The following is a 25,103-nucleotide window of genomic DNA, read 5'->3' as shown; positions in this document are numbered from 1 at the left end:
GCGGGCCTTCATTCCGCAGCCGTCCGCCGGCCGAAGCGCTTCTCGATATAGTCGACGACAAGCGCCTCGAAGTCGGCGGCGATATTGGGGCCGCGCAGTGTCAGCGCCTTCTTGCCGTCGATAAAAACGGGAGCGGCCGGCGTCTCGCCGGTGCCGGGAAGCGAGATGCCGATGTCGGCATGTTTGCTTTCGCCCGGTCCGTTGACAATGCAGCCCATGACGGCGACGTTCAGCGCCTCGACGCCGGGATATTTCTCGCGCCAAACCGGCATGTTCTTGCGGATGTCGTTCTGGATGTTCTGGGCCAGTTCCTGGAAGACCGTCGAGGTCGTGCGCCCGCAGCCGGGACAGGCGGCGACGACCGGCACGAACTGCCGGAAGCCCATGACCTGCAGGATTTCCTGCGCCACCTGGACCTCGCGGGTACGGTCGCCGTTCGGCTCGGGCGTCAGCGAAACGCGGATCGTATCACCGATGCCGTGCTGCAGCACGAAGCCCATGGCAGCCGACGAAGCGACGATGCCCTTGCTGCCCATGCCGGCTTCGGTGAGGCCGAGATGCAGCGCGTGATCGGAACGTTCGGCGAGCATGGAATTGACGGCGATCAGGTCCTGCACCTGGCTGACCTTGGCCGACAAGACGATGCGGTTGCGCGGCAAGCCGATCTCCTCGGCAAGGGCGGCCGACAGCAGCGCCGACTGCACGATCGCCTCGCGCGTCACCTGCCGTGCCGAAAGCGGCGAGCCGGCCTCGGCATTCTGATCCATCAGCGCCGTCAACAGGTCCTGATCGAGCGAGCCCCAGTTGACGCCGATGCGTACCGGCTTGTCAAAGCGGATCGCCATCTCGATGATCTCGGCGAACTGTTTGTCCTTCTTGTCCTTGAAGCCGACATTGCCGGGATTGATGCGGTATTTCGCCAACGCCTCGGCGCAGGCAGGATGATCGGCAAGCAGCTTGTGGCCGATATAGTGGAAGTCGCCGATCAGCGGCACGTCCATGCCGAGCCGCAGCAGCCGCTCGCGGATTTTCGGCACGGCGGCGGCACTCTCGTCGCGGTCGACGGTGATACGCACCAGTTCCGAACCCGCCCGGTGCAGGGCTGCGACTTGCGCAACGGTCGAATCGATATCGGCGGTATCCGTATTCGTCATCGATTGCACGACAATCGGCGCACCACCACCGACAATGACGCCGCCGACATTGACGGCGACGGAAGCGCGGCGCGGTTTCGGATCAAAATCGGCGGCTGACAACATGCAGAGTTCTTGCACCCCTAGAAACAGTGCCTTTCAGGTGGATCAAGCCCGGCTCCTTGTCAACCGCCGACTATATCACTTTTGTTTGGAGGCGCTCAGTGGCCGCCTCCGGAGACCCCATCGGCATAATGGGCCAGCTTGGAGAACATGAGAACGAACAGCAGCAGCACCGGCAGCGCCATGAAGACGACGGCAAAGCCGATATGTTCGGCAACGAAGCCGATCACCGACGGCGCGACCAGCATGCCGGAATAGCCCATCGTCGTAACCACCGAGATGCCGATGCCGGGTTTGAGACCGGGTATATTGCCCGCAGCCGAGAAAGCGATCGGCACCATGTTTGAAATGCCGATGCCGCAAAGCGCAAAGCCCAGAATGGCGATCTCAGCGTCCGGCGCAAGGCTCGCAAGCAACATGCCGACGATGGCAAAGAGCGTGCAGATGCGCAGTGTCTTGACCCCTCCGAGGCGGTCGCGCACCAGGTCGCCGGCAAAGCGCATGGTCGCCATGGTCGCCGAAAAGGCTGCGAAACCGAGACCGGAAAGCGCCACCGACGCATCCATGTCCTGCCGGAGATAGAGCGCACCCCAATCCAGAACCGCGCCTTCCGGCACCATGGAGAACAGCGCCATCAAGCCGAGCAGCCACGGCAGCGGCACCATCGGCAGCCTCGTCTTCTCCTTTTTCGCATCGGGATGGGGTGGATCCGCAAGGATCATCGGCCAGGCGACAGCGAGGAAGATCGCCGCCAGCGCAGTCGCGAGCTGGGCATGGCCGAGAACGCCGAGTTTGGCAATCACGATGCCGCCGAGGCCCGAGCCGATCAAGCCGCCGAGGCTCCAGAAAGCATGGCAGGATGACATGATGGCCCGCCGCATGGATTTTTCGACGGACACCGCATTGGCGTTCATCGCCACATCCATGGCGCCGATGAAGCCGCCGAACAGGAAGAGCGAGATTGCCGCGGTAAACACATTCGGCGCGAGCGTCAGAGCCAGGAGCAGCGGCAGCACGCAGACGGCGGTTGCCCGTACAACGACGCGAGAGCCGTGCCTGGCGATCTGCGCGCCGGCGATCGGCATCATGACCAGCGAGCCGACACCGAAGACGATGATCATCAGCCCAAGCTCGAACTTGCTCAGCCCGAGACGCTCGGCAAAATCCGGAATCTTCGGTGCCCAGCAGCCGACGACAAAGCCGTTCATGAGAAAGAGCAGGGAAACCGCTGCCCTGCTTCTGGTAATGAAGCCGCTGCGGACCCCCGACGGCGCATTCACATGACTGTCCATTTTCGGTCTTTCCTCGCTAACGGGCTTGGGAGCGCCCGCTTTTTCTAAACTCCGTGACGACGGCTCAGTTCGTTTTTTCGGCGATGACGGTCCGGCAGCCGCGCTCGCGATAACCCGCAAGAATGGCGGGATCGGCATCGTGCTCGACGACCAGGCATTCGCAATGCGCAACCGGAAGGATGCTGTGGGGCGCAGCCGTGCCGAATTTCTCCGAAGTTACCGCCGCCATAACCCTTTTGCTTCTCGATGTTGCAAACCGCTTGAATTCCGCATCCTCGAATCCGAAGGTGGTGATGCCGGCCTCGAGATCGATGCCGCAGGCGCCGAGAATGCAGAGATCGGGCGAAATCTGCTCCATATCCCGCAAGGCCTTTGCGCCGAGCGCTCCACCTGTCTGCCGGTCCATCATGCCGCCGATCAGGATGACGTTGACGGCGGGCTTGTCGATCAGCGCTGCGGCAATCACCGGCGCATTGGTCGCAGCCGTCAGTTCAAGTTCGGCAGGCAGGGCGTTGGCAATCGCCAGATTGGTGCTGCCGGCATCGAAGAACACGCACGAACCGGCAGTGATCTGCTTCGCGGCAGCCCGCGCCAAGGCCTGCTTGCGGTCGGCGGCAAATCCCGTGCGCTGCGTCAGGCTTCCATGCGCCGGCGAAACCGGCAGCGCGCCCCCATAGACCCGCTCGCAGAGGCCCGCCGCCGCCATCTCACGCAGGTCGCGCCGCACCGTATCCTCGGAGACGCCGAATTCGAGCGCAAGTTCCGCCGCCAGCACGCGGCCATTCAGCCGCAGCCGTTCGGAAATGACGCCTTGGCGCTCTCGTAACAGAAAATCCTGCATGTTCCTGCCGAATCTGCGTGTGAAGTATGGACAACGTGCATAACCGTTTACGACCGTGCAGGCAATATGCGCGATCACACGTTTTCTGACGCGGTGATACAAAGCGCCACCACCGGGCGAACTTACTATTGACCGGCCCAGTAGGCAGGATTATCGATTCACTATTCCCGATTCCCGCCGGCAAACCCGCCCCCTGGTGCGTCCCCGTGAAAAATCCCGTCAGCCTGGGCATTCTGCTCACGAGCCTCGCCTACATGGCGTTCACGTTCCATGATGCGATCATCAAGATCCTGACTTCAAGCATTCCCGTCTGGCAGATCCTGTTTTTTCGCAGCCTTACGATCCTGCTCGGTTGTCTCGCCTATGGTCGCGTCAGGCTCATCCGTCAGACAATGACATCGCCGATCATAAAACCAATGATTGCCCGCAGTATCCTTCTCCTTTGCGCCTGGCTTTCCTACTACTCCGCCGCAAGCCGCCTGCAACTGGCCGAAGTCACCACGCTTTATTACGCCGCACCCATCGTCGGCACCTTGCTTGCATGCTTCGTTCTGAAGGAGGACGTCATGCCAGCGCGATGGCTGGCCGTTGGCGTCGGTTTCGTCGGCGTGCTCATCGCCTGCGACCCGATCGGTCTCACCGTTTCCTGGCCCGTGTATCTGGCGCTACAGGCGGCGGTCCTCTGGGCGGCGGCCATGGTGCTGCTGCGCAAGACCTCGCTGCACGAAAAGACCATCGTCCAGCTTGCGGTTTCGAACGTCTTTTTCCTCGCCATGACGGGCATTGCCGTTCCTTACACTTGGCAGACACCCGACATGACGCAGTTGGGGCTTCTCATCGCAACCGGCGTAGTCGCCGGCTGTGCGCAGTTCGCCCTCTTCGAGGGAATGCGACAAGCACCCGTCTCCGTGCTTGCGCCGTTCGAATATACGTCTCTCGTCTGGGCCTTCGTCCTCGGCTATCTGATCTGGGGCGATATCCCACCGCCGAATGTCGTCGGCGGCGCGGCGATGATCCTCGGCGCCGGTTTGATCACCATCGTCAGCGAAAGGCTGCGCCGCCGGGCCGCGGTGTGATGCCCGTTTCCATGGAATTGATGCTTCAGAAGACGGCTTGAGAAAAATATTCGCAGTTGCCGCTTTTATTCGCAGTTTTCTACGCTTCCGGCGCCCTAGTTTTCTGCAAAGTATCGCTCATCCGATCGCAACCTCCCAAGGATGGATAGAACAATGAACTGGTTGAAAACCGTCGCCGCCGCTGCCCTTATTCAGGCCGCAGCCCTCCTGCCCGCCCATGCGGGCGAAAACCTCGCCGCCATCAAATCGGCCGGCGTCTTCAGGATCGGCACCGAGGGCACCTATGCGCCCTTCACCTATCATGACGAAAGCGGCAAGCTCGTCGGCTTCGACGTGGAGATCGGCGAAGCCATCGCCGCCAAGCTCGGCGTCAAGGCCGAGTTCGTCGAAGGCAAGTGGGACGGCCTCATCGCCGGCCTCGACGCCAAGCGTTACGACACTGTCATCAATCAGGTCGGCATCACCGAAGCCCGCAAGCAGAAATATGATTTCTCCGAGCCCTATATCGCTTCCAAGGCCGTGCTGATCGTCCGCGACGGCGACGACAGCATCAAGACCTTCGCCGACCTGAAGGGCAAGAAATCAGCGCAGTCGCTGACCAGCAACTTCGGCAAGATCGCTTCCGAATCCGGCGCCGAACTCGTGGGCACCGATGGTTTCGACCAGTCGATCCAGCTTGTGCTGACCAAACGCGCCGATGCGACGATCAACGACAGCCTCTCCTTCCTCGACTTCAAGAAGCACAAGCCGGACGCGCCGGTAAAGATCGCCGCCGAGCAGGAAAATGCCGATTACTCCGGCATCATCATCCGCAAGAACGAGCCGGAACTGCTGGAAGTGATCAACAAGGCGCTCGCCGATATCAAGGCCGACGGCACCTACAAGAAGATCGCCGACAAATATTTCGGCCAGGACGTCTCGAAGTAAGCTTCGTCTAAAAAACTCCCCTCCCTCCCCACAAGGGGGAGGGGCTTTGGCCGGGAGACCGCCTCACCTCAAAATAGACGTCCCGACTTGCAGTTCGGTGGTCATTTCATGCAGCGCGGGAGGCAGATTAAGTCCCTGCCCCTTGTGGGAAGCGGTTGGGGAGGGGTATTTCGAAGTATTGCTGCTCAACCGACGAGAGGGAATATCCCTTGCCGCACTGGCTCCAACTGATGGCGGAATCGCTTCCCTCGCTCCTCTGGGCGGGATTGATCTTCACCATTCCACTGACGCTGCTCTCCTTCGTCTTTGGTCTGATCCTCGGACTGATCACGGCGATCGCCCGCCTTTTCGGCCCGACGCCCGTCGCGGCGATTGCCCGTTTCTATGTCTGGGTCATTCGCGGCACGCCGCTGCTCGTCCAGCTCTTCGTGATCTTTTACGGGCTGCCGAGCATCGGCATCCTGCTCGACGCCTTTCCTGCCGCCCTGATCGGCTTTACCCTGAATATCGGCGCCTACAGCTCCGAAATCATCCGCGCGGTCATCTCCTCCGTGCCGAAGGGCCAGTGGGAAGCGGCCTATTCGATCGGCATGAGCTGGCGCCAGGCGATGAGCCGGACGATCCTGCCGCAGGCAGGCCGCGTCGCCGTGCCGCCTCTGTCGAACACCTTCATCTCGCTGGTCAAGGATACCTCGCTTGCCGCCGCCATCACCGTGCCGGAGCTCTTCCAGGCGGCACAACGCATCGTCGCCACCACCTACGAGCCGCTGATCCTCTATATCGAGGCGGCGCTGATCTATCTCGTCCTCAGCTCCGTCCTCTCGCAGCTGCAGGTGCGGCTGGAACGCCGTTTCGCGCGTTATGGCGGCATGCTGGAGGCAAACGCATGATCGAGCTTTCCAACATCGAAAAGCGCTTCGGCGATGCCGTCATTCTGAAGGATATCAGCATCCGCATTCCCGAGGGCAGCGTCACCGCGCTCGTCGGGCCGTCCGGTGGTGGCAAGAGCACGCTACTGCGCTGCATCAACCTGCTCGAAATCCCGACATCAGGCGCGATCCGCCTCGGTGAGGAAGAGCTTTCCTTCGCGCCCGGCAAACGCTTGGGATGGCAGGCGATCCAGAAAATCCGTCGTCAGACCGGCATGGTCTTCCAGAACTTCCAGCTCTTCCCGCATCAGACCGCGATCGAAAACGTCATGGAAGGTCTGGTCACGGTGCTAAAATGGCCGAAGGCGAAATCGCGCGAACGCGCCATGGAACTGCTGACCAAGGTCGGAATGGCACACAAGACCGATGCCTGGCCTTCGACCTTATCGGGTGGTCAGCAGCAACGCGTGGCAATCGCTCGGGCGCTTGCGCCGTCGCCGCGGGTGCTTCTCTGCGATGAGCCGACCTCGGCGCTCGATCCGGAACTTTCGGCGGAGGTGGTCGATGTGCTGGGCCAGCTTGCCCGCGAAGGCACGACGATGGTCATGGCCACCCATGATCTCCGACTCGCCTCGAAAATCGCCAACGACGTCGTCTTCCTGGAAGCCGGGAGCGTGGTCGAAACCGGCAGTGCGAAAGCTATTTTCAGCGCGCCTAAGCGCGAGCGTACCAAGCGCTTCATCTCGACGATCAACGCCGCCCATACATACGACATCTGAACTGTCTCACGTGAATCGTGATTCACGTGAGACGCTTTTGATTTAAGAGGCCTGCCTCAGGCCGAGGTGACGACCGAACGCGCCGCCTTCAACGCATTGCCCCACCACACGAGCTGATCGAGCTGGTTCTTGGCCGCCTCGTTGAGGTGCGGGTAATCGCCAAGGCTCTTGCCTTCCTTGAGCACGCTCAGATATTCGCTGAAAGCGATGTGCACGCCCGTTTTCACCGAGGCGGCGCCCATTTCCACGAAGATCAGCCGAAGCTGCTCGACGGCGCGCGCACCGCCAACGCCGCCGTAACCGACGAAGGCGACTGGCTTCTGAATGAATTCGCCGAGATCAATAGCGTTCTTCAGAACCGCCGTCGGCGCATGATTGTACTCGGCAACGGTGAATATGTAGCCGTCAAATTCGCGCAGCTTCTTCTTCCAGCGCTCGGCGGTGTCGCTTTCCGCCGTGGTGGCGCGCTCTTCGCCGAAGAAATGCATGGGATAGTCGAGAAGATCGAGAACCTCGACTTCCAGATCGGAGCGTTGGCCGACGAGCCCGGCAATCCATTTTGCTGGATGTTCGGCGAAACGGCCAATACGAGTGCTTCCGACAATGACAGCGATCTTCAATTTGCTCATGAAATTGTTTCCTGATTGATCTTGGGAGAGGCAGGCAGGCAAGTCTACGAAAAAGCCTCCCCGCCGGGCAAGGCGAGGAGGCCATTTGCTTTTCGAAAAAGCCGGCCTTTTAACAGCCTGGCTCTACACAATCGGGTGATCAGCCCGACTTGGCAAGGACGGGCGGACGAAACCTTGCGTGCCGTTTGCTCATCCGCCGTAAACCACCAGCAGATCCTTCGCGTCGATCTGGTCGCCGGCTTTGACCAGCACTTCGGCAATGGTGCCGTCCTTTTCGGCGTGGATCGCGGTTTCCATCTTCATCGCCTCGATGGAGACAAGCACGTCACCGGCGCTGATGGCCTGGCCCGGCGAGGCGAAGACGCGGCTGATGACGCCGGGCATCGGCGCGCCGACATGGGCGGCGTTGCCGACCTCGGCCTTGCGGCGCACGGCCGCCCCGGTCGCCCCATGGGCCCGATCGGGCACCTTGATGCGGCGCGGCTGGCCGTTGAGCTCGAAGAAGACGGTGACCATGCCCTGGCTGTCGGTTGCGCTCATCGCCTGGTTGACGATAACGAGCGTCTTGCCCTTCTCGATATCTGCAAACAGTTCCTCGCCGTCCGCCAACCCGTAGAAATAGGCGGGCGTCGGCAGTACCGAAACCGGGCCGTAGGTATCGGAGGCAAGCGCAAAGTCGGTGAAGACCTTCGGATACATCAGATAGGAAGCGAATTCGAAGTCGCTGACCTCGCGCTCCAGCTTCTTCTCGATGACCTTGCGTTCCGCATCGAGATCGGCTTCCTTCAGCAGTGAGCCCGGACGCACCGTATAGGGTTTTTCGCCCTTCAATGCCTTCTTCTGCAGCGCTTCCGGCCATCCAGACGGTGGCTGGCCGAGATCGCCCTTCAGCATCGACACCACTGATTCCGGGAAGGAAACCTCGCGGTCGGGGCTGACGACATCGGCAACGGTCAGGTCCTGGGAGACCATCATCAGCGCCATGTCGCCGACCACCTTCGAGGAGGGCGTCACCTTGACGATGTCGCCGAACATCTGGTTGGCGTCGGCATAGGCCTGCGCCACTTGGTGCCAGCGGGTTTCGAGCCCCAGCGAGCGGGCCTGCTCCTTCAGGTTGGTGAACTGGCCGCCAGGCATCTCGTGGAGATAGACTTCGGAGGCTGGCCCTTTGAGATCGCTTTCGAAGGCGGCATACTGGTTGCGCACCGCTTCCCAATAGAAGGAGATGCGGCGGATCCATTCCGGATCGAGGCCGGGGTCGCGCTCGGAGCCGGAGAGTGCCTCGACGATGGAGCCGAGACAGGGCTGCGAGGTATTGCCGGACAGCGCATCCATCGCCGCATCGACGGCATCGACGCCGGCTTCGACCGCGGCAAGAACGGTCGCCGCCGCAATGCCTGAGGTATCATGCGTGTGGAAGTGGATCGGCAGACCGGTCGCCTCGCGCAGCGCCTTGAACAAAACTTTCGCCGCCGCAGGCTTCAACAGGCCCGCCATGTCCTTCACAGCGATGATATGGGCGCCGGCCTTTTCGAGCTCGACGGCAAGGCCGGTATAGTACTTCAGGTCGTATTTCGGCCGCGCCGAATTCAGGATGTCGCCAGTATAGCAGATCGCCGCTTCGCAGAGCTTGTTCTCCTCGGCAATGGCATCCATCGATACCCGCATATTCTCCACCCAGTTCAGGCAGTCGAAGACGCGGAAGAGATCGATGCCGCCCTTGGCGGCCTGGCGGACGAAGTATTTGACGACATTGTCGGGATAGTTGGTGTAGCCGACGCCGTTGGCGCCGCGCAGCAGCATCTGCAGGAGCAGGTTCGGCGCCCCCTCGCGGATCAGCGCCAACCGCTCCCACGGATCTTCCGTGAGGAATCGCATCGAGACGTCGAAGGTGGCGCCGCCCCAGCATTCGAGCGAGAGCAGGTTCGGCAGCGCATGCGCATAGGTGCCGGCAATGCGGGCAATGTCATAGGTGCGCATGCGGGTGGCGAGCAGCGACTGGTGGCCGTCGCGCATCGTCGTGTCGGTCAGAAGCACCCGCTTCTCATTGCGCATCCACTCGCCGAACTTCTTCGGCCCAAGCGTGTCGAGAAGCTGCTTCGTGCCGTCCTTCACCCCGTTGCCATTGGCATAGGGCACCACCGGCTTGGCGGCGTTTTCCTGCGGCTTCGGCCTGTCCTTGGCCTCGGGATGGCCGTTGACGGTGACGTCGGCGAGATAGGTCAGGAGTTTCGTCGCGCGGTCCTGGCGCTTGACCTGCTGGAAGAGTTCCGGCGTCGTGTCGATGAAGCGGGTGGTGTAGCTGTTGTCGCGGAATTTCGGATGGCCGATGATCGCTTCGAGGAAGGTCAGATTGGTGGCCACACCTCGGATGCGGAATTCGCGCAGCGCCCGGTCCATGCGGGAAATGGCTTCCAGCGGGTTCGGCGCCCAGGCCGTGACCTTGACGAGCAGCGGATCGTAATAGCGGGTGATGATGGCGCCGGAATAGGAGGTGCCGCCGTCGAGGCGAATACCGAAGCCGGAGGCCGAGCGATAGGCGGTGATGCGGCCGTAATCCGGAATGAAATTATGCTCCGGATCTTCCGTCGTCACGCGGCACTGCAGGGCGTGACCGTTGAGACGGATCTCTTCCTGCTTCGGCACGCCGGATTGCGGCGTGCCGATCGCATAGCCGTCGAGGATGTGGATCTGCGCCTTGACGATATCGATGCCGGTGACGACTTCGGTCACCGTGTGCTCGACCTGGATGCGCGGATTGACTTCGATGAAGTAGAATTTGCCAGTATCGGCATCCATCAGATATTCGACGGTGCCGGCTCCGATATAGTTCGTCGCCTCTGCGATCTTCAGCGAATAGGCGGCGAGTTCCTGGCGCTGCGCTTCGGTGAGATAGGGTGCCGGCGCGCGCTCGACGACCTTCTGATTGCGGCGCTGAACGGAACAGTCGCGCTCGAAGAGATGCACGACATTGCCGTGGGTGTCGCCGAGGATCTGGCTTTCGACGTGGCGAGCGCGCTCGACGAGCTTTTCGAGATAGACCTCATCCTTGCCGAAGGCGGCCATTGCCTCGCGCTTGGCTTCCGTCACTTCCTTGGCGAGATCGGCCTCGGAACGGATGACGCGCATGCCGCGACCGCCGCCGCCCCAAGAGGCCTTCAGCATGACGGGATAGCCGATCTCGGCGGCCATTCTGGCGACTTCCTGCAAATCGTCCGGCAGCGGTTCGGTCGCCGGCACGACCGGCACGCCGACGGAGATCGCCAGATTACGCGCCGCCACCTTGTTGCCGAGCTGGCGCATCGTATCGGCCTTCGGGCCGATGAAGATGATGCCGGCCTTGTTGCAGGCATCGACGAATTCCGGGCTTTCCGACAAGAGGCCGTAGCCCGGATGGATGGCGTCGGCACCGGAAAGCTTGGCGACGCGGATCACCTCGTCGATCGACAGATAGCTTTCGATCGGCCCGAGATCGCGGGCAAGATGCGGGCCGCGGCCGACCTGATAGCTCTCGTCCGCCTTGAAGCGGTGCAGCGCCAGCTTGTCCTCTTCCGCCCAGATCGCCACCGTTTTTATTCCAAGCTCGTTGGCCGCGCGGAACACGCGAATGGCTATTTCGGAGCGGTTAGCAACGAGTATCTTGGATATGGGCAAAACGGTCTCCTCCGTCGTTCAGACACGGGCATGCTGCACCCGCGAAGAAAATTCTTAACTTCTTGTCACGGGAAGTTCAATTTCTCTTGCGACTGCGAAACGCACTTTCTCGCCATGCAGCGCATGTCGACCGTCAGTATGCAGCGATTTCGACGGAGTGGATAAGGAAAAGCCTAGCTTAACAGACCGTGGCGGAAGGCAAGCGCCACTGCCTGCTGCCTGTTCTTTGCCTTCAGCTTGGCCTGCAGACCGTTCATATACCAGTCAACGGTATGGTTTGAGATCTTCAGCATTTTGCTGATCTCCATCGACGTCATGCCTTCGGCGAGATAGTGGAGGATTTCCATCTCGCGCCGCGTCAGCGGCGTCTCGGTCGGCAGCACCGTTTCCAGCGCCTCGGCCTCGCCTTTCAGGTCGAGTAATCGCCAGAAGGTCTTGCGCGCCACGGCCTCCAGCAGCGCGATTTCCACCGGCGACAGATCGATCGGCTTGCCGCCGAGGCTGAGGCTGCCGAGAATGCCGTTGCGCCCATGAATCGGAAAGAGATAGCCGTCCTCCAATCCGTGGCCGAAGGCATCGACCATCATCTGCTCCATGCGGCGCTGATGCACGTCACCGTCGAAGGCTGCCATGCTCTCCCGCCAGCGGAAAGGCCGTTGCGCATGCGCGAGAAAACGCACCATCGGATCGATCCGGACATATTTTTTTGCGGCATATATCTGTAGCCATTGTTCCGGCCAGCGGCCGGCAAGCGGGGCGGCGCGCAATTCGATATTCTGCTGCGCCGGGCCTTGCTGCAAATGTCGCAGCAGACCGTAATATTCGAAACCGGAACCGTGGAGCGCCTGCTCGAGTTCGGTGACGACGGCGTCCGGATTTGGGCACTCTTCCAGAATTACAAGCAATTGAATTAAAGAATTAATATTCACAAATAGCGCCTTTGTCCGGACTAGATGCCCGCAGGCCGTTGGCGGCTGTTCAGATTGGTCGCGTAACGGTCTTCTGCAGAAAATGCAGTCTCTAATTTAATGCTGCGCTAAACATTGATTAAAATGCAAGCGCAAATTGTTGCGAGATATAATCATGGTGGAATTCCGGCGCCAGACCCCGCTGCCGAAAAATCTGATGAGCCCGGAGAACGTCGCTCTGTTCTATCCTATTGAGGCAGCTTCAATTTCATCGCAGATGCGATCGTGCGATCAAGTTACCACCCGGCGGACTGAATCCCGAATACTCCGTTAATCGCCGGTTCAGGTAGCCTTTTGTAGCATCCCACCATTCCCGTTTTCGCAGATGCACAAGAGGTTAGACGTGTCGCTATTCAAGGTCTATGCAAGAGCTCTGCGCTATCTTGGCGCTTACAAGCTCCGCGTATCCCTAGTCGTTATCGCCAACATTGTTCTGGCGACCATCACCATTGCGGAACCGATCCTGTTCGGTCGCATCATCGATGCGATATCGGGCAAGGGCGAAGTCAAACCCATCCTCTTCATGTGGGCTGGTTTCGCCGTGTTCAATACTGTCGCCTTCGTTCTGGTATCCCGCGAGGCCGACCGGCTTGCCCATGGCCGGCGGGCAACGCTGCTGACGGAAGCCTTCGGGCGCATCATTTCCATGCCGCTTGCCTGGCACCATCAGCGCGGCACCTCCAACGCGCTGCATACGCTGCTGCGGGCCTGCGAGACGCTGTTCGGCCTCTGGCTTGAGTTCATGCGCAACCACTTGTCAACGGTCATTGCGCTGGCTCTGCTGGTGCCGACCGCAATATCGATGGACTTGCGCCTCTCCGCCGTGCTGATCGTGCTTGGCATCGCCTATTGGCTGATCGGCCGCGTGGTCATGAGCCGCACCAAGGATGGCCAGGCTTCGGTCGAAAACCACTACCATACCGTCTTCTCGCATGTCAGCGACTCGATCAGCAATGTCTCCGTTCTGCATAGCTACAACCGCATCGAAGCTGAAACCAAGGCATTGAAATCTTTTGCTGACCGGCTGCTCGAAGCGCAGTATCCGGTGCTCGACTGGTGGGCGCTTGCCAGCGCGCTGAACCGCATGGCTTCGACCATTGCGATGATGGTGGTTCTGATCATCGGCACGATGCTCGTTCAGTCCGGCCAGCTGCGCGTCGGTGACGTCATTGCCTTCATCGGCTTTGCCAACCTGCTGATTGCCCGTCTCGACCTGATGCGTCAGTTCGCTACGCAGATCTTCGAGGCCCGCTCCAAGCTGCAGGATTTCTATACGCTTGAGGATTCAGTGCGCGATCGTGAAGAGCCGGCCGGCAATGGTGAGATCAAGAACGTCAAGGGTGCGGTTGAATTCCGCGACGTCTCCTTCGGCTTCGGCAACAGCTCGCAGGGCCTGCACAATGTCTCCTTCTCGGTGAAGGCAGGCCAGACGGTCGCCATCGTCGGCCCGACCGGCGCCGGCAAGACGACACTGGTCAACCTGCTGCAGCGCGTCTACGACCCGCAGGGCGGCCAGATCCTCGTCGACGGCACCGATATCACCAAGGTGACCCGAAAGTCGCTCCGTCGCCATATCGCTACCGTCTTCCAGGATGCGGGCCTGCTGAATCGTTCCATCAGCGACAATATCCGCCTCGGCCGCGAAGGTGCGAGCGAGGAGGACATGCGCCGTGCTGCCGAAGCCGCCGCCGCGGCCGATTTCATCGAGACCCGTGAAGATCGTTACGATACCCATGTCGGCGAACGCGGCAACAAGCTCTCCGGTGGTGAACGCCAGCGCATTGCGATCGCCCGCGCCATCCTCAAGGATGCGCCGATCCTGGTGCTCGATGAAGCGACCTCGGCGCTCGACGTCGAGACCGAAGCGCGCGTCAAGGCCGCGATCGACAATCTGCGGCAGAACCGCACCACCTTCATCATCGCCCACCGCCTCTCGACGGTCCGCGAAGCCGATATGGTGCTCTTCCTCGATGATGGACGTGTCGTCGAGCAGGGCGGCTTCGATGAGCTCAGCCACAGCAACGGCCGCTTCGCCGCGCTGCTGCGCGCCAGCGGCATCCTGACGGACGAGGAAGTCCGCAAGGCCCACACCACCGAAGCCGCCTGAGCGCTTCGGGTTACAGGAAAAGGCCGGAAGGGCAGGCGCTCTTCCGGCCTTTTGTTTATCTTGGGGAGCGGAAGGCCGCGTAGCTCCCTCTATCCCGCCGGCCACCCCCTACCAGGCAAGGGTAGAGACAGAAGGCGGCGCAGGGGATGTCGTCAGAGGCACTACGTGTCTGGCGGCGGGACTGATTGATCGCGCTGCCGATCCCCTCTAAATTCTTGTCCTTACCCGATACTCAGGAGAGCGGCATGAAAGTCCTGCGCATCGTTGCCAATATCCAGGCGCCCGACCTCACGGCCGCCAAACGCTTCTATCAGGATATTCTCGGGCTCGATCTGATGATGGATCTCGGCTGGATCGTCACGTTCGGCGCGAATACTTCCATGAAGGTTCAGCTCAGTGTCGCCAGCCAAGGCGGTTCCGGGACTCCGGTGCCCGATCTCTCCATCGAGGTGGATGATCTCGATGCTGCTTTCGAGGCGATGTCTGGCGCCGGCATTCCGATCGAATACGGTCCGGCCGACGAGCCCTGGGGCGTCAGGCGCTTCTACGTGCGCGATCCTTTCGACCGGCTAGTGAATATTCTCGTTCATAAAAGTTGAGCCGGCGGCATTACAGCGCAGCGCGTCTTTTCAGACGCGCGAAAGGCGCTGCTTTCGGGACGCCGCTAAGCCCGCGGCCGTTCAATCAGACCGGTGGACCTATTTCCGATTGGTGCGGCGATAGGTATTTGCCGCTCCGCCGACCCGCACAGGCACAGGGACGGCGGCAATCTCCGTCACGAGCTTGTGCCTGATTTTGCCCAGCTGGCGCTTGTGCTCGAGATAATAGGCATAGGCGAATTGCGTCGCAATGCCCGCGATGACGAAGAACGGGCCGACCAGCGGATCCTTGTTGGTGATATAGAGCACGACCTGGCCGATCATGGCGAGGATCGTGCCGGCGACGAAGATGTTCAGCGAATGGCGGCCGAGGATCGTCAGCGGGTGGTCGGCGGGGCGCCGCAGGATGCGGGAGAACGCCGGGATGCTGATGATGAGATAGGTTAGCGCCAGCACATGCAGCAGCCGCGGCAGCGACAGGAAAGTCTTGTCGAAACCAGTGATGACGGTGGGCAGGCCAAGCGCTGCCAGCGAATTACCGAAAATCCAGAGATGGCCGGTTACCCAGACGAAGGACAGCAGGACATAGAAGGCGGCAGCCGCAAACAACAACGGATGCCGCGGGATCGTGCCGCCGCGCTTGATATGCAGGATCGAAATTATGCCAATCGAAAACAGGAACTGCCAGGAGAGCGGATTGAGGAACCAGTAGCCCTCTATCAGCAAATTGTGCGGGGCCACTTCGTAAATGCCGGCCAGCAGCCAGACCGTGCCGGAAACCGCGAGCGCCAGAAGCGGGCTTCGCTCGTTGAGGAGCAGGATGATCGGCACCATCAGCAACAATGCGCCATACATCGGCAGGATATTGTTGTAGCCGATCTGGTGGCCGAGCAGCAGCAGCGCCGGAATGCCTTCCTTCAGGTTCATCAGAACCGCCAGGATGTTGATCTCGACCAGCAGCCCCGGCCGGTGGAACAGCCAGGCACCACAGATGAAGAGCGCCAGCGTCATGAAGGTGGTGATCATATGCGCAAGGTAGAGCGTGAAGGCACGCCGCGCCGCCTTGATCGCCGTCTTGATGCGGCCGCCCGGCTTGAAGCGGGAACCATAGGCGAGACCGACGGCGATGCCGGAGATCAGGACGAAGGCCTCGGCGGCGTCGGAAAAACCAAAATTCTTCGTCGTCACATATTCGAAGATCTGTCCGGGCACATGATTGATGAAAATCATGATCAGGGCCAGGCCACGCAGCACGTCAAGCCTTGTATCGCGCCCCGTCGCAGCTGCGGATGAGGAACTGCGCTCGGTGCCGATGGCTTCGGTCAGCGTGCTTGCCATATGGGTTTCTCCTGTTGTCCGGTTTTGCAAACGCGACGACGGCCAAAAGGGTTCCCTTTTGGCCGTCGCGAATCGCCGTGTTCTTCAGCGTGGAGAACGCTGTTATCCGAGCGGATATCCCTCTTCGGGATCGGTGACTTCGCTGCCGTTGATCGACAGAGTGTAGCCGCTGGCATTGGACGCTTTTGAGACCGAAATGCGGTATTTGACGCCGCCCCGCTCCACCTCCGCCGCAAAACCGTCCCATTCCGACGGAAGCGACGGACGCACATGGAGCCGGCCGTCCTTCAACCGGATCCCCAGAATGCCCTCGACGGCGGCTCGGTAGAGCCAGCCGGCCGATCCGGTATACCAGGTCCAGCCGCCGCGCGACGTATAAGGCTCATGCCCATAGACGTCAGCTGCCACGACATAGGGTTCGACCCGGTATTGTTCGGCCGAAGCCTTGTCGAGCGCATGCGTGATCGGATTGAGGATCTGGAAGCAGCGCAGCGCGTCGTCGCCCCGCTTCAGTTCCGCAAGCGCCATCACCACCCAGGTCGCGGCATGGGTATATTGCCCGCCGTTTTCACGCACGCCCGGCGGATAGGCCTTGATGTAACCGGGATCCCTGGCGGAATTGACGAAAGGCGGCGTGAACAGTCGGATGATGCGCGCCTCCTCATCGACCAGTTGGTCGAGCACGGCATCCATCGCCTTTCCGGCACGAGCCGGGTCGCCTTCGCCGGACAGAACGCTCCAGGATTGTGCGATCGAGTCGATCCGGCATTCCGGGCTCTCCTTGGAGCCGAGCAGCGCGCCGTCGTCGAATGTGCCGCGGCGATAGTAGCTGCCGTCCCACGCCGCAGTTTCGAGCGCCTTCTTCAATTCGGCGAGATGGGCGGACCAGAGGTCCACTCGGGCCGAATCGCCGCGCTCTTCGGCATAGGGAATGAAGGCGCGCAATGCACCCGCCAGGAACCAGCCAAGCCAGACGCTGGTGCCGCGCCCGCCGATGCCGACGCGGTTCATGCCGTCGTTCCAGTCGCCGCCGAGGAACAGCGGCAGACCGTTTGCGCCCTTGCGGGCGATGGCGAGATCGAGCGCCAGGGCCGCATGTTCGTAGACGCTCGCCTTGTCCTCCGAAATCTCCGGCTTGTAGAACGAGTCGTGCTGACCTTCGAGGAGAGCGGGTCCTTCCAGAAAGGCAAGCTCCTCGTCGAGCACGGTCTTGTCGCCGGTGACGCTGCAATAATGGTGGATCGCGTAGCTCAGCCAGACGACGTCGTCCGAAATCAAGGTGCGAACGCCCGCACCCGTTCCCGGCAGCCACCAATGCTGAACATCACCTTCGCGGAACTGCCGTGAGGCGGCATTCAGAATCTGACGCCGGGCGATCGACGGTTCGTGCATCAGGAAGGCCAGCGTATCCTGCAACTGGTCGCGGAAACCGAAGGCGCCGCTTGCTTGGTAGAAGGCGGTGCGGGCCATGATGCGGCAGCCGAGGCTCTGATAGGGCAGCCAGGTGTTGACGAGATTGTTCATCCCGCGATCTGGCGTGGAGATCTGCAGCCTGCCGGTGAAATCCCGCCAGAAGGCGCGGTTTGCCTCGACCGCATCGTCGAACGAAGACTTGCGGATCTCGGCGATCAAGGCGCGCGCTTCTTCCTCCGTCGGCGTATCGCCGAGCAAGAAGGTGACGTCGCGCTCTTCGCCGGCCCCGAGTTCGATGTCGATCGCCAGAGCCGCGGCCGGATCGCCATCGAGCTCGGTGATGCCGGAAAGCGGGGCTGCGGAGGTGACGGCCTGAGGCATCTGGATCGTGCCAGCCTTGCCGATAAATTCGCGCCGGCTTGCCGAGAAACTTGAAAGCGTCTCGCTCGCCGCGAAGAAGGCGGTTCGGTTGGAAAAATCGATGCTGTAAGGATTGGTGGCAAACAGCGCCCCCGTCTCCTCGTCATGGCTCGACAGAATGAAGGGCGCAGTGCGTCCCGGGTTGCTGCCAAGAACCCATTCGACGTAACCGTAGAGACGCAGCTTGCGGCCGGTCGAACCGGTGTTGCGCAGGCGCAGGCGCTGCAGTTTCACCGGCTTCTCGCGGTCGATCGTCTGCGTCAGCTCGAGCGCAATCTCGTGCTGAACGGTGGAGAAGACCGAATAGCCGAGTCCGTGGCGGGCTTCGAAGCGGATATCCGGCCGACGCGAAAGCGCTGCGAACGGTGTAATGACGGCGCCGCTTTCGAGATCGGCGAGATAGAAGGCCTCGCCCGACCGGTTGATCACCGCATCGTTCGACCAGGACGTCAGCTGATAATCGCGCGAGTTGACGCTCCAGGTGAAACCTGCGCCTTCAGCCGACACGTGGAAACCGAACCTGTCGTTGGAAATGACGTTGATCCAAGGCTGCGGCGTCGCATGACCGCCCGGCAGGCGAACGACATATTCGCGGCCGTCGCGCGCAAAGCCTCCAATGCCATTCCAGAAGTCGAGGTCGCCTTCCTCCTCGATGGCAACGGCCGGCACCACGGGCGGCGGCACCGGCGCGATGCGCTTGACCGGCGCCCTGTTGCGCTCGGCGCGCTCCATCTCCTGCAGTTCATCCTTTGACGGCGCAAAGAGGGCGACAGCGCGGTTGATCTGGTCGACCACCTTGCCGTTCTTCGCATGCAGGGTGACGCGGGAAGCCGCGATCAATGCCTTATAGGTGTTTTCCTCCATCAGGTCCTTGCGAACCGCGAAAATATGCTGGCGCAAGCCGTCGGCCTGACCCATGCGGCGTACATTCTCGCACATGGCGTCGAGCGCGTGTTGCATGTCCTGCGCATAGGAAGAAGCGCGTTCGTTCATGATGACGAGATCTGCGGTGACGCCACGCGAGCGCAGGTATTCCTGCGCCAGCAGTGCCTCGCGGGCGATGTCGAGATCCATGTCGTCGTCGACTCGCAACGTGAAGATCGGGAAGTCGCCGGAGATCGCCAGCGGCCAGAGCGCCGATTGCGATTGCAGGCCGGCCTCGACCGTCGCCTCATCCTTGCGCAACTGCATGTCGGGATAGACGAGGTAGCGGCCGAGATGCTGGAACGCTGCCGCCTGCTGCGAGGTGACGCCGACATGGCGCATCTGCACCTGCGTGCGCGTCCAGGCCTGGACGAGCTCGTGGTTGAAGGCGTCGGGATGACGATAGCGGTTGACCGCCTTGTCGACCTCGTCGCGGCTTGGCGCGGCAATCGTCCAGAAGAACACGCTGACCTTCTTGCCGGCCGGCACCCGCACGGTGCGGCGCAACGACATCACGGGATCAAGCGTGAAGCCGTCGCTACCGGAAAGTGTCGCACCCGGATCGAACGCCGCCGCGTCGGCGAGGCTGCGGCCGCGACCGATGAACTTGCGCCGATCGGTTTCGAATTCGGTGTGACGGGTGTCGCCGGCATTGTCGACGATCAGATGTGCGAGGCTGATGTTCGGCTCGTTCGGATCACGCTTGTTGCGTTCGGCGCGGATGACGTCGCCGCGCTTGCCGATCTCGGTCTTGACGAACATGCGGGCGAATGCCGGATGCGCGCTGTCGGTATCATCCGAGGTGATCACCGGTTCGAGATAGGACGTGACTTCGATGAAACGATCTTCCGTTCCCATGTTGAGCAGGGTGACACGACGGGCTTCGGCATCGTGCTCGGTGGCGATGATGCACTCCACCTCGCTCGTCAGCTCGCCGACCGTCTTGGTGAACTGCGCCTTTTCGTCGGCGAATTCGACCTTGATCTTTTCGCCCTCGACACCCTTCGGCTCCGCCGTCGCCGACCACCATTCGTTGGTGGCGGTATCGCGCAGGAAGATGAAGGTGCCCCAGCGGTCTTCGGTCGGATCGGCTTTCCAGCGGGAAACGGAAAGGCCGTTCCAGCGGGAATAACCGGCGCCCGTCGCCGTCAGCATCATGGAATAATGGCCGTTCGACAGGAAGACGAGCTCGCGGTCGCGCGAAAGGGGATCGCTGATCTTCCTGATTTCCGGCCGCATGAGATCGTCCTGGATGCTGGCCGGCGTATCGGATTCATGTTTGCCGCTCATGACGGGAATGTCGCGCGGCGCCTTTTCCTGCAGCAGAAGCTCCGCCGCCTCGATCACCGGGTCGGAGTGGAAGAGTTCGCGCAGATGTCCGTTGAAGGCGACGTTTGCAACGGCTGCGATCGACATGCCGTGATGGTGGGCATAATAATTGTAGACCACCGCGCATTTCTTGCCTTCCGGCACGCGCGTCGGCGTGAAATCGACCGCGTCGTGGAAGCCGAACTTGCCGAGTGCGCCGACCTTGCGCAGCCTCTGCAGGTTTTCGAGCGCGCCCGGCGGGTCGTACTGGCTGGCCAGCAGCGAAGCATAGGGGGCGATGACGGCATTGTGGCCGAGGCCGCGCTTGAGACCGAGCGTCGGCACGCCGAAATTCGTGTACTGGTAATTGAGGTTATGGTCGCGGGCATTGAAGGCCGCTTCCGAAATGCCCCACGGGATACCGAGCTTGCGGGCATAATTCATCTGCTCGATGACGACCAGATTGTTCGTCTGATTGAGAATACCCCCGCCACGCTCCTGCATGACGAGCGGCGGCATCAGATATTCGAACATCGAGCCGGACCAGGAGACCAGCGCGCCGCGTGAACCCACCGGCACGACCTGGCGGCCCAGACGATACCAGTGTTCCGTCGGCAGGTCGCCCTTGGCGATGCCGAAGAGGCTGGTCAGGCGGCATTCCGAGGCGAGAAGGTCGTAGCAGGCCTGGTCGAGTTCGCCGCTTTCGACGCGGTAGCCGATCGACAGCAGGCGCCGTTCCGGCCGGAACAGGAAGCCGAAATCCATCGAGAAGGCGAGATCGCGGGCCTTGTCGCGCAACGCCACCAGGCGCGGCCTGAGGGCATCGACCTTGGAGAGATCGAAGGTGCTGTCTGATATATGCGCCTCGCAGACCTTGACCAGCGACGCCGCCCATTGGGTGACCTCTTCGCTCTGCTTCGACTTGACCTCATGGTCGAGATTGGCGGCGAGCTTTTCGATGTCGCGTGCGAGAACGGCGAGGTTGATGATGCGGATCGAGGCGAACTCGTGCTCGCGCTTGACGGCGGCAAGCGCATTCTGGAAGCCGACGATGCGTTCTTCCAGGCGCCGGCGCAACGGGCGCACGGTCTTGCGGTCGTCGGGCAGGTCCGCCAGCACTTCGCCGAGGATGCCGGCGGTGTCGCCGACGCCGTCGAGATTGCCCTGCATGTGGGCCGACGGCGCCTCAGCCCAGTTGCGGCAGGCCGAGGAAATCGCAATGAGGTGGCCGGCGAGATTGCCGCTGTCGACGGCAGAGACGTAACGCGGCCCGAGCGTTTGCAGCGTATCGGTGTGATACCAGTTAAACAGGTGGCCGCGGAACTTCTCCATCTTATCGATCGTCGCGATCGTCTGCTCCAGCCGTTCGAGCGTCTCCTCAAAGGAGAACCAGCCGAAATGCCGGCCAGAAACGACGGAGAGCAGATAGACGCCGATATTGGTCGGCGACGTGCGCGCCGCCACGATGACGTGCGGCGTTTCCTGGATATTGTCCGGCGGCAGATAATTCTGCTCGGGGGTGGTGAAGGTCTCGAAATAACGCCAGGTGCGCCGGGCGATCTTGCGCAGCTCGCTCGATACGGAATCGGCGACCTCGAGCCGGTCCTCGGTCTCGGCCGACTGGCTGACATACCAGGCGACGACAGGCGAGAGAATCCATAAAAGCGCGAAGGGGATGCCGACGAGGAAAGCGTTGCCGCCGGGAAGGGCTGCGAAACCGAGCGCCAGCAGCGCCAGTACCGGCGCATGCCACATCTGCCTGTAATAAGAGGCGAGTGTGCCTTGGCCGCCTGCCTGGACGCTGGCGGCGGTCCGCCACTGCAGCATCAGCTTGCGGCTGACGAACAGCCGGTAGAGCGACCGGCCGATCGCATCCGCCATCATCGCCGCCGAATCGGCGATGAAGACGATCCGCAATGCGACCTGCGCATTGGCGGCGGTGATATCCGACCAGACCGTATAGAGATGGGCTCGGGCGACGATATCGCTGGTGCGCGGGATGATGCCGTTGATGAGCGACAGCGTCGGCGCCACGAACAGGCAGAAGATCAAGAGAATCTGCCAGACGAGCGCGCCGAGCGGACCCATGAAATACCAGCCGAGCACGGAGGCGAAGAACCATGCGATCGGCGTCAGCGAGCGGCGAAGATTATCGAACATCTTCCAGCGGCCAAGGGCCGTAACGCCGTATTTCGGATTGAACATATAGGGCAGGAGCTGCCAGTCGCCGCGCGCCCAACGATGCTGGCGCGAGGTCTCCACCTCATAGCGGATCGGGAAATCCTCGACCAATTCGAGATCGGTAACGAGCGCACAGCGCGCCATCGAGCCTTCGAGAAGGTCGTGGCTGAGCACCGAGTTCTCCTCGATGCGGCCCTTCAGCGAGGCTTCGAAAGCATCGACATGATAGAGGCCCTTGCCGGTGAACGTGCCTTCGCCGGCGAGATCCTGATAGACGTCGGACACCGTGAAGACATAGGGGTCGAGGCCTCGGTTGATCGAGAAGACGCGCTGGAAGACCGAGGCATCCTTGCCCGTGGTCAGCGACGGCGTCACGCGCGGCTGCAGCACGCCATAGCCGCTTTCGACGCGGCCGGTCTTCGGATTGATGACCGGGCGGTTGATCGGATGATAGAGCTTGCCAACGAGCTTGGTCACGGCATCGCGCATCAGGCGTGTGTCGGCATCGAGCGTCATGACATATTGCACATTGGCCGGCACGGTGTTGGCGCCGGGCAGATAGGTCGTGTCGCGGTCGCCGCGCAGCAGCATGTTCAGCTCATGCAGCTTGCCGCGCTTGCGCTCCCAGCCCATCCACACACCTTCCGAGGGATTGTAGAGGCGGCGGCGATGCAGCAGGTAGAAACGCGTCTTGCCGTCATAGGCATAGCGGGCGGAAAGATTGGCGATCTCGCGTCTTGCATAGTCGAGAACCTCGAGATCGGCAGGCGTTTCCTCGGCATCGCTGTCGGGCCAATCGCTGAGCATCGCGAAATAAATCTCTCCACGCGGATTGGCGAGATAATGAACTTCGAGATTGCGCACCTGATCGTCGACGCTGTCGCGGTTCGAGATAAGGCAGGGCACCACGAGCAGCGTGCGCGCGTCCTCCGGAATGCCTTCCTTGAACTCGTAGCCGACGAGGCGGGCCGGGGTGACGAAGAAGGACAGCAGGGTATTAAAGAGACCTGTTGCGCCCTCCGAGGCCGGCAATGAGAACATGATCAGCAGGATTGCGATTTCAATGGCGCCCATTCCGGCACTTGCCATGAACCTGCCGACGATCGCCATGGCGATGATCGTCAGCAGCATGACGGGTAGCGCGATCGACAGCCAGTTGAACCGGCGCACGGCGCGCACGAAGTGCTGGGTGATCGTCGGGCGATAATTCGCCCGCGCCTCGAGCTTCGGCCGTTGCGCGCCGGACAAGAAGCCACCGACATTCGGCTCATGTGGCTGCGGCTCGTCGGAGGCCTTGGCGGCCTCGGTCATGTCGAGCGCCAGCTGGGCGATTTGCATTTCGGTCAGCGGCGAGCGCTTGGCCAGTTTCTCGATCTGCTTGCGGTATTTGTTTCGTGAACCGGAATCGAGGATGCCGTAATCCGAATGCTCCCAGAGCAGCTTGTCGACATGGCTGACCTGTTCGACCCAGACCGACCATTCGGTATCGTCGATCTCGCGCAGGCTACGGATGATGTTGCCCATCGTCACGTTGCCGGAAGAGAGACGGCTGTGTTCGGCCGTCGTCGCCTCTTCGGTGTTGCGACCGAGCTCTTCCAGGCGTTCATCGAGCCAGGTGATCGCCAGACTCGACGTCTGTGAGCCGTCACGCAGGCGATAGAGGAACTGCGTTGAGAAGGTATTATCTTCGGCAAGCGGTTCCAGCGTCTTCAGATAGGCGGCCGCCTTGGCCGGATCGGTCAGGCGCACCAATTCGTCGGCCGCCTCATTGGCGCGCCGGCGCAGGCGGCGGCTGGCTTCGACACGGCTCGAAATGCGGCGAAGGTTTTCCACCAGCACATAGCGCACCAGCGAGGGCAGGGCCCAGAGTTCACCGATCCTCAGCGTCTCCCTGCTCTGGAAGCCGTCGACCAGCGCCGTCAGGCTTTCCTGCGAGATCGTGCTGTGGGTATGGGCGACGTAGAGCCAGGCAAGCACCAGTGTGCGCGGAATGTCGACGCCGCCGACACGCATCGTCGGCAGTTCGCGGTAGAAGCGGCGGGGAAAGTCGCGCCGCACCTCCTGGATCGCCTCTTCGACGATGTAGTGATTGTCCAGCAGCCATTCCGCCGCCGGCGTGATCGTCTCTCCGGCCTCGACGTCGGTTGCCGTGGTGCGGTAGACGCGCAGAATTTCCTTCTCGTTTTCCTTGTGGCGCGCGAAGAAATCAAAGGGTGCGAAAGCCGGCAGCTTGTCGACGCCGTTGACGACGACCGCTTCGCCCATCGCCTTGATGTCCTCGATGGAAAGATAGGTCGAGCGGATCGAATCATTGTGATCAATCTGCTTCGTATCGGATTCGCGCGGAAGGCTCGGAGAAAGATTGGCAATAGACATGGGTTCGGTTCTGGATCCAAACAAAGTTATGGCTGTTTTGCTCAGCCTTTTGCACTGCTTATCATGACTGCTACATGAACGGGGCCCGATTCTTCGAAGATCGATGAAGCCGGGTGAATGACGTCTGGGCAAGCGATGTAACCGGG

General features: G+C 61.4%; 14 protein-coding genes. 6 read left to right on the top strand and 8 right to left on the bottom strand.

What is annotated here, in order from left to right:
* Window positions 1–8: 8 nt before the first annotated feature.
* The 3 genes from ispG to CO660_RS07815 form a co-directional block, all read right to left on the bottom strand.
* Complete coding sequence (gene ispG, locus CO660_RS07825; protein ID WP_097598252.1) at window positions 9–1,259, bottom strand: flavodoxin-dependent (E)-4-hydroxy-3-methylbut-2-enyl-diphosphate synthase; 1,251 nt, start codon at window positions 1,257–1,259, stop codon at window positions 9–11.
* A gap of 95 nt (window positions 1,260–1,354) precedes the next feature.
* The gene (locus CO660_RS07820; protein ID WP_097598251.1) at window positions 1,355–2,548 is read right to left on the bottom strand and encodes an MFS transporter; all 1,194 of its coding nucleotides are present in this window, start codon (window positions 2,546–2,548) and stop codon (window positions 1,355–1,357) included.
* 64 nt (window positions 2,549–2,612) lie between these two features.
* Complete coding sequence (locus CO660_RS07815) at window positions 2,613–3,389, bottom strand: DeoR/GlpR family DNA-binding transcription regulator (protein ID WP_097598250.1); 777 nt, start codon at window positions 3,387–3,389, stop codon at window positions 2,613–2,615.
* A 206-nt stretch (window positions 3,390–3,595) separates the two neighbouring features.
* Here CO660_RS07815 and CO660_RS07810 point away from each other — a divergent pair, with 206 nt between their 5' ends.
* From CO660_RS07810 to CO660_RS07795, 4 genes are all read left to right on the top strand, one after another.
* Window positions 3,596–4,465 carry a DMT family transporter gene (locus tag CO660_RS07810; RefSeq protein WP_097598249.1) on the top strand — a complete coding sequence of 290 codons (870 nt, stop codon included), beginning with the start codon at window positions 3,596–3,598 and terminating at the stop codon, window positions 4,463–4,465.
* Between the two features lie 153 nt (window positions 4,466–4,618).
* The gene (locus tag CO660_RS07805) at window positions 4,619–5,392 is read left to right on the top strand and encodes an amino acid ABC transporter substrate-binding protein (RefSeq protein ID WP_097598248.1); all 774 of its coding nucleotides are present in this window, start codon (window positions 4,619–4,621) and stop codon (window positions 5,390–5,392) included.
* A 209-nt stretch (window positions 5,393–5,601) separates the two neighbouring features.
* A complete protein-coding gene (locus CO660_RS07800) occupies window positions 5,602–6,282 on the top strand; it encodes an amino acid ABC transporter permease (RefSeq protein WP_097598247.1) in 681 nt (226 codons plus the stop codon).
* A complete protein-coding gene (locus CO660_RS07795; RefSeq protein WP_085779805.1) occupies window positions 6,279–7,040 on the top strand; it encodes an amino acid ABC transporter ATP-binding protein in 762 nt (253 codons plus the stop codon). Before CO660_RS07800 ends, CO660_RS07795 begins: the two co-directional genes overlap by 4 nt.
* 56 nt (window positions 7,041–7,096) lie before the next feature.
* Here the strand turns inward: CO660_RS07795 and CO660_RS07790 are convergent, their stop codons facing one another.
* The 3 genes from CO660_RS07790 to CO660_RS07780 all read right to left on the bottom strand — a co-directional run bounded on the left by CO660_RS07790 (window position 7,097) and on the right by CO660_RS07780 (window position 12,252).
* Window positions 7,097–7,669, bottom strand: a complete 573-nt coding sequence (locus tag CO660_RS07790) for an NAD(P)H-dependent oxidoreductase (protein WP_085779804.1) — start codon at window positions 7,667–7,669, stop codon at window positions 7,097–7,099.
* A gap of 189 nt (window positions 7,670–7,858) precedes the next feature.
* A complete protein-coding gene (pyc, locus tag CO660_RS07785) occupies window positions 7,859–11,323 on the bottom strand; it encodes a pyruvate carboxylase (RefSeq protein WP_097598246.1) in 3,465 nt (1,154 codons plus the stop codon).
* A 173-nt stretch (window positions 11,324–11,496) separates the two neighbouring features.
* Window positions 11,497–12,252, bottom strand: coding sequence for a LuxR family transcriptional regulator (locus CO660_RS07780; RefSeq protein ID WP_097598245.1), 756 nt, complete (start codon window positions 12,250–12,252; stop codon window positions 11,497–11,499).
* 382 nt (window positions 12,253–12,634) lie between these two features.
* On the opposite strand from CO660_RS07780, the gene CO660_RS07775 reads away from it, so the two are divergent.
* Window positions 12,635–14,398, top strand: a complete 1,764-nt coding sequence (locus CO660_RS07775; RefSeq protein WP_097598244.1) for a glucan ABC transporter ATP-binding protein/ permease — start codon at window positions 12,635–12,637, stop codon at window positions 14,396–14,398.
* Window positions 14,399–14,643: 245 nt separating this feature from the next.
* Window positions 14,644–14,997: a VOC family protein gene (locus tag CO660_RS07770; protein ID WP_097598243.1), complete on the top strand. Its 354-nt coding sequence runs from the start codon at window positions 14,644–14,646 to the stop codon at window positions 14,995–14,997.
* A 99-nt stretch (window positions 14,998–15,096) separates the two neighbouring features.
* On the opposite strand, the gene opgC is transcribed toward CO660_RS07770, so the two are convergent.
* A complete protein-coding gene (gene opgC / locus CO660_RS07765; protein ID WP_097598242.1) occupies window positions 15,097–16,335 on the bottom strand; it encodes an OpgC domain-containing protein in 1,239 nt (412 codons plus the stop codon).
* A gap of 102 nt (window positions 16,336–16,437) precedes the next feature.
* Window positions 16,438–24,957: a glucoamylase family protein gene (locus CO660_RS07760; RefSeq protein ID WP_097598241.1), complete on the bottom strand. Its 8,520-nt coding sequence runs from the start codon at window positions 24,955–24,957 to the stop codon at window positions 16,438–16,440.
* Window positions 24,958–25,103: the final 146 nt, after the last annotated feature.

It is taken from the genome of Rhizobium sp. L9, from assembly GCF_002531885.1.
Lineage (GTDB): Bacteria > Pseudomonadota > Alphaproteobacteria > Rhizobiales > Rhizobiaceae > Rhizobium.
The sequence above is the reverse complement of the archived record's forward strand: the minus strand, read 5'-3'. Positions and strand labels throughout refer to the sequence as shown.

Bases quoted from the DNA above. Each gene is read 5' to 3' on its own strand.
- ispG (WP_097598252.1), bottom strand. From the start codon at position 1,259: ATGTTGTCAGCCGCCGATTTTGATCCGAAACCGCGCCGCGCTTCCGTC.
- CO660_RS07820 (WP_097598251.1), bottom strand. From the start codon at position 2,548: ATGGACAGTCATGTGAATGCGCCGTCGGGGGTCCGCAGCGGCTTCATT.
- CO660_RS07815 (WP_097598250.1), bottom strand. From the start codon at position 3,389: ATGCAGGATTTTCTGTTACGAGAGCGCCAAGGCGTCATTTCCGAACGG.
- CO660_RS07805 (WP_097598248.1), top strand. From the start codon at position 4,619: ATGAACTGGTTGAAAACCGTCGCCGCCGCTGCCCTTATTCAGGCCGCA.
- CO660_RS07795 (WP_085779805.1), top strand. From the start codon at position 6,279: ATGATCGAGCTTTCCAACATCGAAAAGCGCTTCGGCGATGCCGTCATT.
- CO660_RS07790 (WP_085779804.1), bottom strand. From the start codon at position 7,669: ATGAGCAAATTGAAGATCGCTGTCATTGTCGGAAGCACTCGTATTGGC.
- CO660_RS07770 (WP_097598243.1), top strand. From the start codon at position 14,644: ATGAAAGTCCTGCGCATCGTTGCCAATATCCAGGCGCCCGACCTCACG.
- opgC (WP_097598242.1), bottom strand. From the start codon at position 16,335: ATGGCAAGCACGCTGACCGAAGCCATCGGCACCGAGCGCAGTTCCTCA.
- CO660_RS07760 (WP_097598241.1), bottom strand. From the start codon at position 24,957: ATGTCTATTGCCAATCTTTCTCCGAGCCTTCCGCGCGAATCCGATACG.